The sequence below is a fragment of the Actinomycetes bacterium genome (assembly GCA_022599915.1).
Lineage (GTDB): Bacteria > Actinomycetota > Actinomycetes > S36-B12.
Genome location: JAHZLH010000053.1, coordinates 20,693 through 34,152, shown reverse-complemented (window position 1 = coordinate 34,152; position 13,460 = coordinate 20,693). Strand labels below are relative to the sequence as shown.

Here is a 13,460-nt window from a genome sequence, read left to right as displayed (position 1 = left end):
GAACTCTCGATACCACCGTCTGGTCAAACGATCGAACGGTTTCATCCGCTGGTCTGCCATTTCTCAAGTGTCCTATCTTGCTTTGTCGATGCAATCAGGGCCCTGACCCAACCTTATTTCACCAAGGATCCCGTAACCTCGATTCTCGTCTAGGTTGCGGCCCCGCAAGCCCACCAAGAAGCCTGGTCCCTAAGAATTAGCACGCGGGGTAGCCGGGGCTATCCCCCCTTCGGCAGCACTGACGGGGCAACGATTTCGGCGAATTGTTATACGGTCGACCACACCGCTGTTGACGCTTCCGTGCAAACGGTCCTCAAAATCATCACACTGTGCTCATGGCTACCACCGTTGACACCATCCCTGACACCACGCTGAGCAAGCTACGGCGGCTCAACTTCATCGCGGGGATTTTCCACCTCGTCCAGATGATTCTGATTCTAGTGTTGGCGACTGACTTCACCTTGCCGGTGACTGCGACCTACATGGAAGGACCACCCGGAAGCACGTTCACCGACCCGGTCACGCTAGTTGATGTGCGGGTCGCCTGGGGAGTCGCAGCTTTCTTTGGTCTGTCAGCACTGTTCCACTTCCTGGTCGCCAGCCCCTGGTTCTACCCGCGGTACGCGGCAGGATTGCAGGAGCGCCACAATTACTTCCGCTGGGTGGAGTACTCACTCAGTTCCTCGATCATGATTGTGCTGATCGCACAGATTTGTGGCATCAGCGATGTGGCTGCAATCATTGCGATCTTCGGCGTGAACGTGGCCATGATTCTATTCGGCTGGCTGCAGGAAAAATACGTCAGTCCGGGCGGCGGCCTCACCGCATTCTGGTTTGGCTGCATCGCCGGCATCGTGCCGTGGATCATCATCGCAATCCTGCTGATTGCCCCCAACTCGCCCGTCGGCGTCGAGACACCAGGATTCGTTTACGGCATCGTGTTCTCGCTGTTCGTGCTGTTCAACTGCTTCGCGCTGGTGCAGTACCTGCAATACAAGCCGGCCAGAAAGTGGACCGAATACCTGCGCGGCGAGAAGACCTACATAGTGTTGAGCTTGGTCGCCAAAACCGCACTTGCCTGGCAGGTCTTTGCGGGCACACTCGTTCCGCCCAACTGAGCGAAACTCCGGAAACTTATCCGGTGTGGCAACCTCGACTCTCGGCTGAGCCTTGGGCCGTGCTGCTAGGCCTGCGATCTCTCTGACCCCACCTAGCCGTTGGCGGGAAGCGTGGCCGCGCGAGTGGCTGGCTTCAGCCGCACCGAACTCATCGGCCCATCGCCAGCAGCATTGACGCCACGCACCTGCAGTTTAACCGGTGAGTTGTCGGCGAACTTGCCGGTCAGCGCTTTGCGCACCTTGCCGGCATCAGCGAAGTCCAGTCGCACTCGCTGAGCACTTGGCGCCACCGCGACTGAACGCCAACTAGCCCAACCATTCTTGGCCCGCTGTTTGTTCTGCGATCCCGCCATCTTGAATCGCCACCGAATCTCGGTCGGACGCGCGTTGGCATCACCACCCAGTTTCAGTTTCAACCGCAACAGCTTCGCACTATCCCGACCCTGCTTCAGCTGCCGCTTCAACTTGGTCAGCACTTTTTGCGCGTTAAGCAGCACGAGCGGTGCCGCAATCGCCGGCTGCGACGGCGTGGAAGCCTCCGGCGCAGGCGCAGCCGATGCAGGCGCAGCCGGTGCAGCAGGTGCAGGTGCAGGTGCAGCGGGCGTAACGTTCACGCTGTTCGACGCCGCACCATTTCCGGCTGAGTTCACTGCCCGCACCTCGACCGCATAGGTGGTGTCGTTGGTCAAACCTGTGACGGTCGCCGAAGTCCCCGTGGTCGAAAGTGATGTCCAGCCTCCGGACCCATCCAACCGGTACTCATAGTCAGTGATATCCGCACCACCATCAGACGTTGGCGCAGTCCACGACAACACCGCCGAGGAATCACCAGCGGTCACCGAATCCAACACCGGCGCACCCGGCAGCGTCGCCACCGGCGTGAAATTCACACTGTTGGATGCTGCCCCGCTGCCTTCGCCATTCACCGCTCGGATTTCCACCGCATAGGTGGTGTCGTTGGTCAAACCTGTGAGGGTCGCCGAAGTCCCCGTGGTCGATAGTGATGTCCAGCCTCCGGACCCATCCAACCGGTACTCATAGTCAGTGATATCCGCACCACCATCAGACGTTGGCGCAGTCCACGACAACACCGCAGCGGAATCACCAGCGGTCACCGAATCCAACACCGGCGCAAGCGGCGGCGCGGCGGAGTTCAGTCGCATCAAATAATGGGAGCTCAAACTGGAAGAAAGGTTGCTTCCGCCGACCAGGATTTGCCCATCGGCTTGCGTCGCAAGCGTCTTCACACTCTTAATGCTCTGGGCCGCAACGTTGCCGTTGAACGTCGTGTCAGGCGTGCCGTCAGAGTTGAACCGATACACGCCGTCACTGTTGCCGGCCAGCACCTTCCCATCGGCCTGAACAGCAAGTGCCTGCACCTTGCTACTAAACGTGGAACCGACGTTGCCGTTGAACGTAGTATCGGTAGCACCCGCATCAGTGAACCGCGCTATTCGCACCCCAGGGCTAGTGAAATGACCGCCCACGATGACATCATTATTCGGTGTGGCAACGACGTACTTTTTGTAAATAGTATCCCGCGCACCTTCGACGTCATCGTTGAACGTCGTGTCAGGGGTTCCGTCGGAGTTGAACTGTGCAATACCGTCGGCTGGGAGCGAGAACGCGCCCGACACAGCAATCTTGCCGTTGGGCTTCACGGCCACGTCCCACACGTAGCTATTAAAGACGCCCGTAGCGAAGTGATTATTGAACCCAGCATCGGAGTTTCCATCTTTGTCCAAGCGAGCAAGTTTCTGACCAGGGCTAGTGAAATGACCGCCCGCGAGGATGTTCCCGCTGGCATCCTGAGCCAGAGTCATTACCTCATTGTTCACTGACTCAGTGAACGATAAGTCGCGCGTCCCATCAGGATTCAGACGCATCAAAGACTCCTGTGAATCCGTAAGTTTATATCCCCCCACAACAATCTTGCCGTCATCTTGCACCAATATCGCCGACGGGTACGGGCCTTGGCCTGAAGAACCGGTGATTGCATTGGCCGCATTGGTATTAAAATCATCATCCGGCGTGCCATCGGCCTTAAACCGCGCAACTCTATTACTGAACCACCCGCCCGCGAGCACCTTGCCATCCTCCTGCTCCGCTACGTCCACCACGGCGGCATTAAGGGTGGTGCCCACCTTCGTATCGAACGCAGTATCAGCAGTGCCATCCGTCGCCGCAGCCCGAGCCGGTGAAACCCCCACCGCAGTCAACAACGCAACAGCCAAAGCGGCCACCAACGACAAGGAACTTATCTTCTTCATCAACATCGCGTCATCTCTCGTTTGGCCCGGTACTGTGACGCGCATCAACGTCGACGAAATGGCTACCGAGCGTGGCTATGACTTGACGTTAGGTACATGCCCGTTGCGGAGCAATCTCTCATGGCAAATCTTGAGGTGGCCTTGAGGTTTCGTGACATATTCCGCTGCCGGAGGCGCGTCAGCTCACACGTCAGCAGGTGTCATTCGTTGCGGTGCCATCTGGACAGACGGTGTTGCTAAATGTGGCGCCACTGAAATCAGCGGGCAGTTCCGCTGAGATCTCGGCACCGGTGAGATTAGCATCGCTGAGGTCTGCGTCGCGGAAACTCGTGCCAGTGAGCACCGCATTCCTGAGGTCTGCTCCGCTGAGGTTACTGAGCATCATCTCGGCGAACATAAGGTTGGCGCCATTGAAGTTCGCGCCATAGCCACTAGCGCTACTGAATATCGCGTACTCAGCAGTCGCTCCGGTGAACGTTGTCTGCGTCAGCGATGCTCCAGCGAAGTCGGCATTAGTTAGATCAGCATCGGTCATATTGGCCTGATCCAAGTTGGCGGCGGGACAGTACGGCGGACAAGCATCCGAGGAGACATTTGTTCGGCCCGCGCTCTTGGCGCTGCTGCCAAATTTCGTTTTGCGCAGATTGGCAGCCGTGAAGTTTACGTACCTCATTTTGGCTCCGGCGAACTTGGACTTCTTCAGGTCGGCGCCGCGAAAGTCAGCTCCTTTTAGCTTGGCTGCCTGAAACTTGGCCTTGTTCGCCTTGCCGTGAAATACAGCCGACCATTTGTGTGAAACGTTGCGGCAATCGGCTTTGTTCTTCATCACACAAATCTTGGCCCCTTTGCCGATGGTGACGTGACCTCCTGCTTGCCCCACCATCGGAACCGCCAAAGCGGCGGCAGCCACACAAGAAACGAGGAACGCCGGTAAGAATCTGCTCGACATGGTCGCAGCCTAGCTGCGTCGTCGCTCCGCGTCTGTCCGAAAGACCGGCCCCGACGTCTAACGCTTACACGGCACTGCGACATTTCGGAACTCAGCCATGTAAGCGCCAGCGATTCCAGACCAAACCAGCAGTTCTCTCGGTGCGGCACCCGGGGCCCGGAGACAGTTTTCAACGGATCCAGGTAATCGCTGCCGAGGGAGAAGTCATTCACCCAACACGACACGACACAGCCGACCAGTCCAGTAGGGTGCCGAAGTGTCCACTGCCCGAACCTATGCGCCGGGATTGCTGTTAACAACAGCGGCAGTTGCGCTTTCGATCGCATTGTCATGGGCCTTGGGTCCCGCTCTCGGCCCACTCACGGTGGCCATTCTTTTGGGTGTTGCTATTGCCAACGTTTTTCCGCTACCGGAATCAATGCGACCGGGCTTACGGTTTTGCGCCAAAAAATTGCTGCGGGTTGGTGTGGTCCTGCTGGGTTTGTCGGTGACGTTCTCGGAGGTGGCGCAACTCGGCTGGGACGGTCTGCTGCTGCTGATCGCCGTGGTGTCGTTGACTTTTCTGGCAGGTATGGCTGCGGCTCGAGTGTTTCGACTGCAACGTGCGGCCGGGATTCTGCTCGCTACCGGTACCGCAATCTGCGGTGCCAGTGCGATTGCGGCGATGTCAGCGGTACTACCGGACAAGGAAGAAGATGTGGATGACGGCGCCACCGTGGCGGTTGCCTCCATCACTTTGTACGGCACGCTAGCGCTGCTGATCATGCCACTACTCGCAGTGCCACTGGGTCTGTCCGATATCGCCTACGGCGCCTGGGTCGGCGCCTCAGTTCACGAAGTTGGACAGGTGGTCGCAGCTGCTGCACCCGTCGGAGACACCGCAGCCAGCGCAGCCATCATCGTAAAACTGACCAGAGTGCTGCTGTTGGCACCGCTGGTGATCTTGGTGAGTCTCATGGTGCGCGCAGAAGTGAACGAGCACACCACCGCCACCGAGAACCAGAACGGTTGGACCACCCTACTGCCACCCTTCCTGCTGGGATTTGTGGCACTCGTGCTTCTCGGATCGGTGTTGGCGCTTCCAGAGTGGCTGCTGGATTCTGCTGCGATAGCCAAAGACATCCTGCTGGCCGCGGCGATGTTCGGTTTGGGCACCGGCGTGGTCCTCAAAAAGCTGGCAAAGCAGGGTCTACCGGCCCTCGCGGTCGGCGGCATCGTCACGATCGTCATGGCGGTACTGGCACTTATCGCGGTACAGATCGCAGTCAGTTAGCCCACACGTCGCGACCACTCGGTGATCCGCTACTGGCAGGGGAACTCAGCAATCGACCAACCAGAGGGCACCAGATTCTCAAGTCTTGGCGGTAACAATCTGCACCACCTTTGGACCCAAATCCGACTATGCTGACGTCTGTCGTTACCACCTGACCAGAGGACAAGATTGATGTTGCGATGACTGAGGGATCATCAGGTTCTGATATGAGCGTTGCCGAACCCAGAGGTGACATAACCCGGCTCACCTACCTCACCGATGCTGCCGTGGCGATATCGCTCACGCTGCTCTTCTTACCCACCGTGGAAACTATCCGCCGGTACCCGCTGGACGACTGGAGCACGATCCTCACTGAGCGAAATGCCGACCTCACCTGGGTGATCACCACGTTCATCGTTCTAGTAGTTTGTTGGCGCTATCACCACGTATTGTTTGAGTACTTGCGTGATTACGACCGAATCATCATCTGGCTGAACTTTCTCTGGCTGTTCTGCATTGTTTCGCTTCCCGTTCTCACCCTCGCGAATCTTCCGTCCGCAGAAGAACGGCCACCGTTGCAGGGGGCCTTCGATTTCACGCTGCGGGTTTTCATGGTCCGGGGCGACGATGGCTATAACCTGCAGAATTTCGTCATTTACTGGCTTGTCCTGGCCCTGTCCTTTGCCGCCCTCTTTGCCATAGCAAAACGAGCTGCTCACAAACCAGGAAGGCTCTGCAAGACTGGCGACGACTACCGGCTGGCAGGCAGGGTGTACCTCCGCCCGGCCTTGGTCTGTTTGGAAACCGGCATCCTAGGTGGTTTGTTCTACGAATACACCCACTGGTTCCTCTGGATCGGCATACTGATCGCCGCGATTGTTTCGCTCAGAGACGAGCGCAAGAATTCCACCACCGAAATGGCTGCGTAAGCTGGATCGGACCGCTATCACCGACAAAAGACTCGGAAGTGTCGGGGTAGACCGCCAGCCCGACCGATCGGTCTCTGAACTTCCTCGGTAGTGGGCTCAAAACATGGCATTGCCTTGTCGGTGAAGTCAGCGTCCTCCGAGAGATAACCCTCAACTTCGCTAGGGAGACCCTCGCAATAATGGAGCCTTCTAGCAGGTTGCACCCAGACCACCCCTACCGCATGCTGGTAGCGGGAGGGAGAAGCACATGGTTTCTCTACGGGTAAAGTACAAAGCGAAAATCCTCACGCCCCTCATTGGCGCGAGGGGAACACCAGCAAAAAACGTCAGTTGCCACGCCACTGAAATTCGCTTCATCTCTGGACCGGGCGATTTCTCCGCGACTGCCCCACACTGGGCCATAATCACAGGTTGAGACCGCGATGTCGGATTCTGATCGCGACGGGGAGCCTCTCTCATCAGGAGTTAGCCAAGCTAGAGTCGCGCGTCTCGGTGGTGTCTGATCGCATTGTCATGATGAGGGAAGTGTCGGATGCCACCCCGCAGAGCGTCAGCGCTGAGTGGGAACGGGTGAGGAAACTAGCCGCAAAATGGTATTCCTTCGTCGTAGTGGCCGATTTACGGGCTGCCAGGCGCCCCAGTCCTGATGTAAGACGTGCATTGACCCACGAGATTGACGCCGCCAAAAACAAGCTACTCGCGCTAGTGGCTTTCGCGGATACCAACATGGCTCTTCGGGCCGCAGCTCGGTTCGTTTTGGGCAGGAGTGGTGTGCGCGTTGAGGTCGTTGCCAGTGAGAATGAGGCCCTCGCGATAGCCCGAGCATCCCTATGACCAATATTCGTCTTTACGCTCAAGGAACGATCTCGCACGAGGAGTCGTCCCGACTACTTGAGCTAATGCTGGCAGTTGAGATGAACAAACTGTCGATAAGCGATGAAGATCTCGCCGAGGAGCCTAATCCAAGAATGCAGGAGCTCATGGCGGGGCTCATTTTCTTAGATGAGGACCTAAAAGATCGTGAAAGAGAACTGAAGAAGACCCAAGAAAACCTTGAGACTCTCATCGACACCGTGAGTTCCGGAGTTGGCGTATGTGATCATGACGGCCAGATCATCTGGGCCAATCACACTGCTACCGAGTTGTACCCAGCAGTGCAGGAAGGCGAACGGTTCAACTCTTCGGCCATACCCAATCCGATAGCTGCTGGAGCATACGAGTTGTCGCTAACTACGCCCGGACCGACGCTCACCATCACATTTTCGGAAACTGTGTGGGGTGACCAAGAGAGTTTCATCTTCTGGATTCACGATTCCTCAGCGGTGGAAGACTTGCGAAGAGGCGCGATCAACGATCCACTCACCTCGCTTCCCAACCGAGTTCTTTTCTTCGACCAACTTGCGGCGGCGCTCGAGAGCGACAAGAGGAACAATCAGCATTTAGCAATCCTGTTTATGGACCTCAACGACTTCAAGGGACTCAATGACAACCATGGGCATTTGGTGGGCGACGAAGTTCTTCGGGTCGTCGCCCAGCGGATCCAGTCCCAGATCAGAAGCGGTGACACCGTGGCACGCCTCGGTGGTGACGAGTTCGCGATGGTCGCCTCAAATACCACTCCGGCTGAAGCCGCTAAACTCGCTGCGCGAATCGTCGGCGCAGTGTCGCAACCTATCCGGGTTCGTGGTCTTTCTCTTGAAGTGACGATCAGTGTGGGGGTGGCCCACGCTGATTTGAAAGATGGGCTTAACCCTGACGAAATCCTTGCACTCGCCGATCAGGCAATGTACGTGGAGAAATCTCGAAAACGACCAGGGACGCCGTAGCAGCACCGTGGACTACCACCAACTCTGCTGCAGGCCTTAGGACTTCGACCTACCATTCAGCTCTCTGGTATTCGGCCGCCCCGATTGGTTCTCCCGCCCGATAGCGCACTGCCTGGATACCGCCTACAGAACCACGATCCCCACAGTCTCTTGCCATCCGCACCACGTATTCGATCGACACCTCGGTAGGTATACGACATCGAGAATGAGTGCACTTCGTCCGTAGCAAGAGTTCATCAAGACATAAGGCCACTGGGCTCGACCACCACTAGGGTGCTTGTTATGGCCACTGAGAAGTCTGCTGACTCCACCAAAAACGAGGAGCCCACAAGCACCAAGATTGCTCACCCGTGGTGGGCTCTTGTCGCGTTGTTAATCGGCGTGAGCATGATCGTCATTGACGGCAGCCTCGTTAATGTCCTGCTACCCGACATGGTCGATGACCTCAGCTTGAATGCGACGGAGACACAATGGGTCAACAGCATCTATGCCTTAGTCTTTGCGGCTTTGTTAATCACCATCGGTCTCCTCGCTGACAGATTCGGTCGCCGGCTGTTGTTCCTTTCTGGTGTGGTGATTTTTGCTCTCGGGTCCCTGGCAAGCGGTGTCGCTCAAGACCCGTCATTCCTCATTGCCGCTCGCGCGGTACAAGCTATCGGTGGGGCCATGATGCTGCCCTCCTCCATCGCAGTCATCAACGTTCTCTTCACTGGCCGAAATCGGGCCGTGGCCTTCGGCTTGTGGGGTGCGATTTTCGCTGGCGCTGCTGCCATCGGTCCCCTGCTTGGCGGTTTTCTGGCGGAATACTTCAGTTGGCGCTGGGCCTTCCTGATCAACATCCCCATCGGCCTTATCTCCGCAATCATGGTGTTGCGCTTTGTGCCGGAAAATAAGGGCCCGAAGGTAGCAGGCCTCGATCCGGTGGGAGTGATTCTTTCCGCTAGTGGCCTTGGTCTCATCGTGTATGCACTCATCGAAGGTCAGCAGTTTGGCTGGTGGACGGCAATCGCGGAGTTCGATCTGGGACCCATCACGATCCCGGTAGGTGGCCTCTCGGTCGTACCCATTGCTCTCGTGACCGGTTGCGTTCTGTTGCTACTTCTCGTCACATGGGAAAAGCGGCGAAGCGAACTCGGTAAAGCCAGTCTGTTGGACCTATCTTTGTTCCGCATCAGGCGTTACGGATTCGGCAATATTGTTGCTCTCGTCGTGAGCCTGGGTGAGTTTGGCGTGCTCTTCGTATTGCCACTGTGGATTCAGTCGGTGCATGGCTTGAATCCGCTCGAGACGGGAGCAATTCTGGCTTTCCTCGCAGTAGGCGCAATCGTCTCCGGCGGCCTCGCCCGAAAAGCATCAGCACTACTGGGCCCAACTCGCGTCGTGCGGCTGGGCATGGTGCTGGAAGTCGTCGGAATCGTTTGGGTTGGCCTGACTTTGGGAGTCGACCGCAACCCATGGTTGCTCGCTATCCCCCTTGTGGTTTACGGACTTGGCGTTGGCTTTGCTTCTGCACAACTCACGAATGTGGTTCTTGCCGACGTGCCACCGATAAAGTCTGGGCAGGCGTCAGCCGTGACTTCTACGTTCCGCCAGGTGGGGACAGCACTCGGTTCCGCCGTTATTGGCGCGGTTCTCTTTACCGGGTTAGGCACAATTCTGGACAAGACGTTGGCTGAAGAAGCCGGGATCACTGACGAACAGCGACAAAAGATAGTCGATGAGGTGCAGGGGTCTGCCGGACAGGCTATTCGTGGTCTAGAAGAGATTCCCGGGCTCACAGTAGTGGTTAAGGACGCCAAGGAGTCCTACACCGAGGCCGCACGAAATGCCGCGTGGGTCGCCGGCGGACTCGTCTTCTTCGGACTTCTTGTTTCCTTCGCTCTGCCGAGAGATCGCAAAGAGGACTACGAAGGTAAACAGGAAGCCACCTCGGACGCATAGCCTGTCCCTCGTCGAGGCGACGCTTCAGCTCACACCAGAGCCAATCGAAGCCGACGCCACGAAGACCTCGGCAAGTGAATCCTCGCTAGTCCTAGAAGGGCGAGAAGGGGTAGTTGGTGGGTGGTGTGTCTGGACAAATCCCAGGGCCACACTCAAGAACGACTGACACTACATCCAAACCGATAACGATGAAGGCGATGACGAAAGCCGCGATCAACAGCCCAGATGCTTTCTTACTTGGTCGGTGTTCCTTCATACGGCTGAGCTCAAACTGCCGATCCCACAGCAGCATGATGACCAGAGCAATCCCACCGATGATCGCGATAACCAGTGACCAGCCATACATGTGCAGCCCTAGCGCCTTGGGACCCCACCCCGGAAGGTTTTGATTCGCGATGCGAACCATCATGTCCAGAGCGACAGCACCCAAGAAGAATGCACCCGCCAGGCTGATGCCATAGTGACTTGGCCGAAAGCCAAACCTCAGGTTCAGTGCTGGGCCCAGAGCAAGCATGAAGTAGCCCAGTCTTTGCATGTTGCAGTGCGAACAAGGTAGGTCGTCTTCGATGACTTGATATCCCATGGCGGTTAGCACCACGAGCATGGGAACGATCAAGCCAAAGTAGTTGAAAAACCTGAAGAGGCTGTTGGCCTGACTATCGGAAAGCAGTTCAAACTTCTTGTTGTCGCTGAAAAGAGCTGACAGGCTGCGTTCGCCGGACTGACTATTTTCGTTACTCCCGGCCGAGGCCACTTCGTCGTTCACCATGGCCAGTCCACTTCATAGTTATGCAGATAGTAGAAAGCAATGCAGACCCCCATGAGCACCACTGCTATCGCGATAGCGGGCTTGCGGCGACCGGATAGGACCAATCCGAACGCCACGAGAAAACCGACAACGGCGAGGGCAAACATCTACCGCCTCCTCTGTTGCTGCCGACGATAGCGACCGAGGAATACGTTTGAGGCCGTTTCGACTATTCCGGCCGCAGTGAGCGAAGCCAGCTCTCGGCAGTTGAAACTTAGGCGTGCGGCAAGTCGCGCTCTTCAGGGACAACCACCCGAAAAACAAACCCAAACAACACCAAACCCCCAGGGGAACACCCTGGGGGTTTGTCGTTGTGGAGGTGCCGGGAATCGAACCCGGGTCCAACGGTGCAGATTCGGGACTTCTCCGAGCGCAGTCGGCGTAGCGCGTTCTCGACCTCTCTGCTTCTTACGACTCCGCAGAGAACGCGGTCTCAGCCACTAAAAATGTTCCGCCGACCCGGGTGGCCCGGGCCTTTGGTGAGTCCCCTCACGACGCCCGACGGTGCGGGGACAATTCCCGCCGAACGCGTCACTTTTCGCTGTTAGGCAGCGAGAGCGACGGTGCCCTTGTTTTGTTTGGCACCTATAGTTTTCCACCGAAGGTTTACGAGATCACAGTGGTTTCTCGGCTCGCTTCTCCCGTCTCGACATTCGTTGTCGAAACCTGTCACCCCCTTGACGGAGTGAATCCGCTGTTCAGTTGTTTTCTCCCAGCCAGGCAAGTAGGTGACCGCTCCATACGGAACGCCGCTCCTTCTTGCGAACCACTGAACTCATCCGAGTCGAGGTTCTCCCAGCGGGGCACTCCCCAGCATAAACGTACCGACCGACAACTGTGTTCCCAAACAGCCCACGAAATAGCGGAGGGTGTCGATGAGATCGCGGTCGGTCATATTGCTACGGCTTTTTTGAGCGACTTCCTTGCCCAGCGCAACTCCGATGCCATCGAGGCGTAGGTTCGGGCTAGGAGGCACAACATGTTCAAAGTAAAGAGTTACACGGCAACGTTGGCGGTATCGGATATCGACCGGGCTAAGGAGTTCTACACGACTCAACTCGGCTGCGACATCATCAACGAAGACGACAACGGCGTGGCCTTGAGCGTTCCCGGAAGTGGTGAGATGTTAGCCATCTATCCGTCGTCCTTCGCTGGAACGAATCAGGCAACAGTGCTGTCTTTCCGAGTCGAAGATGTGGCCGAGGCGGTGCGGGCGCTGACCGCAACCGGGATCACGATGGAGGAGTACGACTTCCCCGGGCTGAAAACCGAAAACGGTGTTGCAACCTTGCCTGATGGCCAACACGTCGGTTGGTTCAAGGACCCCGACGGAAATATCCTCGCCATCAGCGATAACAACTGGTCTGAGTAGCGAGTCATTCACAACGCGTGACTGTTCTCGATCATCGATTTGCGAAGGTTGCTCCGGTCGAGCGAATCGGGTGGGAAATTCTGCAATCAGGTCACCTCGGCGACTAAACCAGAACAAGGCGCAGGCGGTGGCACCAGCGACGTTCACGTGACTTTCGAGTGCAATCTGAGTTGCTAGCTGCATACTCGTTGGGAGGACGTATGGGTGCACAGACGACTGGTGAATGTCGCTTCTGTTTCGCGACACGATTGCCCACGGACTTAGATCCTCCCGCGGACTCCGACACTCCTTATCTGGTCGCGCGCATCGACGGCTTTCTCGTCATGTGCGATCGCACGCCGCTGGCACCTGGCCACACACTGCTCGTCCCGGAAGAACACGTGTCGTCATACTCGCTGCTATCCGGCCAACGACTACGTCAAGCAGAACAACTTGCGGTGCGGATTGCCGACGGTTTCTATGAAATCGCCAATAGCACCACCCTGCTCGTCGAGAACGGCAGCGAGCGGGCCAGCGGTCAGCATGCTGCGCTACACCTGATTCCCGCCGAAGGAGATGTCACTCGATGGTTTCGGCAACAGAGATTACGTCGCTTGGCCGAAGTCTGGAACCTGAGCGATCTGCATAACCTGAGCGGCAATCCCTACGTCTTTGCCCAACAGTTCGCCCGAACTGGAGCGGTGTGGGATGCCGCCGATCTACCAGAACACTGGCTGGATCGGATGATCAACGATCAGCTTGGCGATGACGAATGGAGTTGGCGGGACCGACTGGAAACTCAGGGACCAGACATCAGATCTGATGCCATTCGCGCGAATCTGGCTATCGTGTTCGCCGCAGTCGGCATTTGGGCGGACGCGCCCCCGGCGCAAACGCTTGTTCCGCCGCCACAGCGACGGATGAGGGAAACGACCTCAACTCGGCTGCCCAGCTAATCCAGTTAGCCCTAGCTCTGCTCGCAGCGGGAGAACATGGTGGTCACTAGGCTTTCACTC

12 protein-coding genes and 1 other RNA gene are annotated in these 13,460 nt (G+C 57.2%); 8 read left to right on the top strand and 5 right to left on the bottom strand.

From position 1 onward, the window contains the following. Positions 1-335: 335 nt before the first annotated feature. Positions 336-1,118: a heliorhodopsin HeR gene (gene heR, locus K0U62_08835; protein ID MCH9801615.1), complete on the top strand. Its 783-nt coding sequence runs from the start codon at positions 336-338 to the stop codon at positions 1,116-1,118. A gap of 92 nt (positions 1,119-1,210) precedes the next feature. Here heR and K0U62_08830 read toward each other — a convergent pair whose 3' ends face one another. Together K0U62_08830 and K0U62_08825 are read right to left on the bottom strand one after the other, a co-directional pair. Then, positions 1,211-3,388 (bottom strand): fibronectin type III domain-containing protein, encoded by a 2,178-nt coding sequence (locus K0U62_08830; GenBank protein MCH9801614.1) that lies wholly within the window; start codon positions 3,386-3,388, stop codon positions 1,211-1,213. Between the two features lie 190 nt (positions 3,389-3,578). Next, positions 3,579-4,337 (bottom strand): pentapeptide repeat-containing protein, encoded by a 759-nt coding sequence (locus K0U62_08825; GenBank protein MCH9801613.1) that lies wholly within the window; start codon positions 4,335-4,337, stop codon positions 3,579-3,581. 256 nt (positions 4,338-4,593) lie between these two features. On the opposite strand from K0U62_08825, the gene K0U62_08820 reads away from it, so the two are divergent. The 5 genes from K0U62_08820 (at position 4,594) to K0U62_08800 (ending at position 10,285) form a co-directional block, all read left to right on the top strand. Continuing rightward, entirely contained in the window at positions 4,594-5,610 is a 1,017-nt protein-coding gene (locus K0U62_08820; GenBank protein ID MCH9801612.1) for a putative sulfate exporter family transporter, read from the top strand. Between the two features lie 206 nt (positions 5,611-5,816). Further along, positions 5,817-6,518: a DUF1211 domain-containing protein gene (locus tag K0U62_08815; protein MCH9801611.1), complete on the top strand. Its 702-nt coding sequence runs from the start codon at positions 5,817-5,819 to the stop codon at positions 6,516-6,518. 495 nt (positions 6,519-7,013) lie between these two features. After that, positions 7,014-7,352: a hypothetical protein gene (locus K0U62_08810; GenBank protein ID MCH9801610.1), complete on the top strand. Its 339-nt coding sequence runs from the start codon at positions 7,014-7,016 to the stop codon at positions 7,350-7,352. Continuing rightward, a complete protein-coding gene (locus tag K0U62_08805) occupies positions 7,349-8,344 on the top strand; it encodes a sensor domain-containing diguanylate cyclase (protein MCH9801609.1) in 996 nt (331 codons plus the stop codon). The genes K0U62_08810 and K0U62_08805 overlap by 4 nt, the downstream gene beginning before the upstream one ends. 282 nt (positions 8,345-8,626) lie before the next feature. Next, positions 8,627-10,285, top strand: a complete 1,659-nt coding sequence (locus tag K0U62_08800) for a DHA2 family efflux MFS transporter permease subunit (GenBank protein MCH9801608.1) — start codon at positions 8,627-8,629, stop codon at positions 10,283-10,285. Positions 10,286-10,376: 91 nt separating this feature from the next. Here the strand turns inward: K0U62_08800 and K0U62_08795 are convergent, their stop codons facing one another. From K0U62_08795 to ssrA, 3 genes are all read right to left on the bottom strand, one after another. Then, positions 10,377-11,054: a disulfide bond formation protein B gene (locus tag K0U62_08795; GenBank protein MCH9801607.1), complete on the bottom strand. Its 678-nt coding sequence runs from the start codon at positions 11,052-11,054 to the stop codon at positions 10,377-10,379. Continuing rightward, positions 11,048-11,200, bottom strand: coding sequence for a hypothetical protein (locus tag K0U62_08790; protein ID MCH9801606.1), 153 nt, complete (start codon positions 11,198-11,200; stop codon positions 11,048-11,050). Before K0U62_08790 ends, K0U62_08795 begins: the two co-directional genes overlap by 7 nt. Positions 11,201-11,404: 204 nt before the next feature. Continuing rightward, positions 11,405-11,770, bottom strand: a transfer-messenger RNA (tmRNA) gene (gene ssrA / locus K0U62_08785). Positions 11,771-12,072: 302 nt separating this feature from the next. Between ssrA and K0U62_08780 the strand changes: the two genes are divergently transcribed. Together K0U62_08780 and K0U62_08775 are read left to right on the top strand one after the other, a co-directional pair. Continuing rightward, positions 12,073-12,465: a VOC family protein gene (locus tag K0U62_08780; protein ID MCH9801605.1), complete on the top strand. Its 393-nt coding sequence runs from the start codon at positions 12,073-12,075 to the stop codon at positions 12,463-12,465. A gap of 200 nt (positions 12,466-12,665) precedes the next feature. After that, positions 12,666-13,400: a hypothetical protein gene (locus tag K0U62_08775; GenBank protein MCH9801604.1), complete on the top strand. Its 735-nt coding sequence runs from the start codon at positions 12,666-12,668 to the stop codon at positions 13,398-13,400. Positions 13,401-13,460: the final 60 nt, after the last annotated feature.

Excerpts from the sequence above, each read along its gene's own strand:
- heR (MCH9801615.1), top strand. The coding sequence starts at position 336 with ATGGCTACCACCGTTGACACCATCCCTGACACCACGCTGAGCAAGCTA.
- K0U62_08830 (MCH9801614.1), bottom strand. The coding sequence starts at position 3,388 with ATGAAGAAGATAAGTTCCTTGTCGTTGGTGGCCGCTTTGGCTGTTGCG.
- K0U62_08825 (MCH9801613.1), bottom strand. The coding sequence starts at position 4,337 with ATGTCGAGCAGATTCTTACCGGCGTTCCTCGTTTCTTGTGTGGCTGCC.
- K0U62_08815 (MCH9801611.1), top strand. The coding sequence starts at position 5,817 with ATGAGCGTTGCCGAACCCAGAGGTGACATAACCCGGCTCACCTACCTC.
- K0U62_08805 (MCH9801609.1), top strand. The coding sequence starts at position 7,349 with ATGACCAATATTCGTCTTTACGCTCAAGGAACGATCTCGCACGAGGAG.
- K0U62_08800 (MCH9801608.1), top strand. The coding sequence starts at position 8,627 with ATGGCCACTGAGAAGTCTGCTGACTCCACCAAAAACGAGGAGCCCACA.
- K0U62_08795 (MCH9801607.1), bottom strand. The coding sequence starts at position 11,054 with ATGGTGAACGACGAAGTGGCCTCGGCCGGGAGTAACGAAAATAGTCAG.
- K0U62_08790 (MCH9801606.1), bottom strand. The coding sequence starts at position 11,200 with ATGTTTGCCCTCGCCGTTGTCGGTTTTCTCGTGGCGTTCGGATTGGTC.
- K0U62_08780 (MCH9801605.1), top strand. The coding sequence starts at position 12,073 with ATGTTCAAAGTAAAGAGTTACACGGCAACGTTGGCGGTATCGGATATC.
- K0U62_08775 (MCH9801604.1), top strand. The coding sequence starts at position 12,666 with ATGGGTGCACAGACGACTGGTGAATGTCGCTTCTGTTTCGCGACACGA.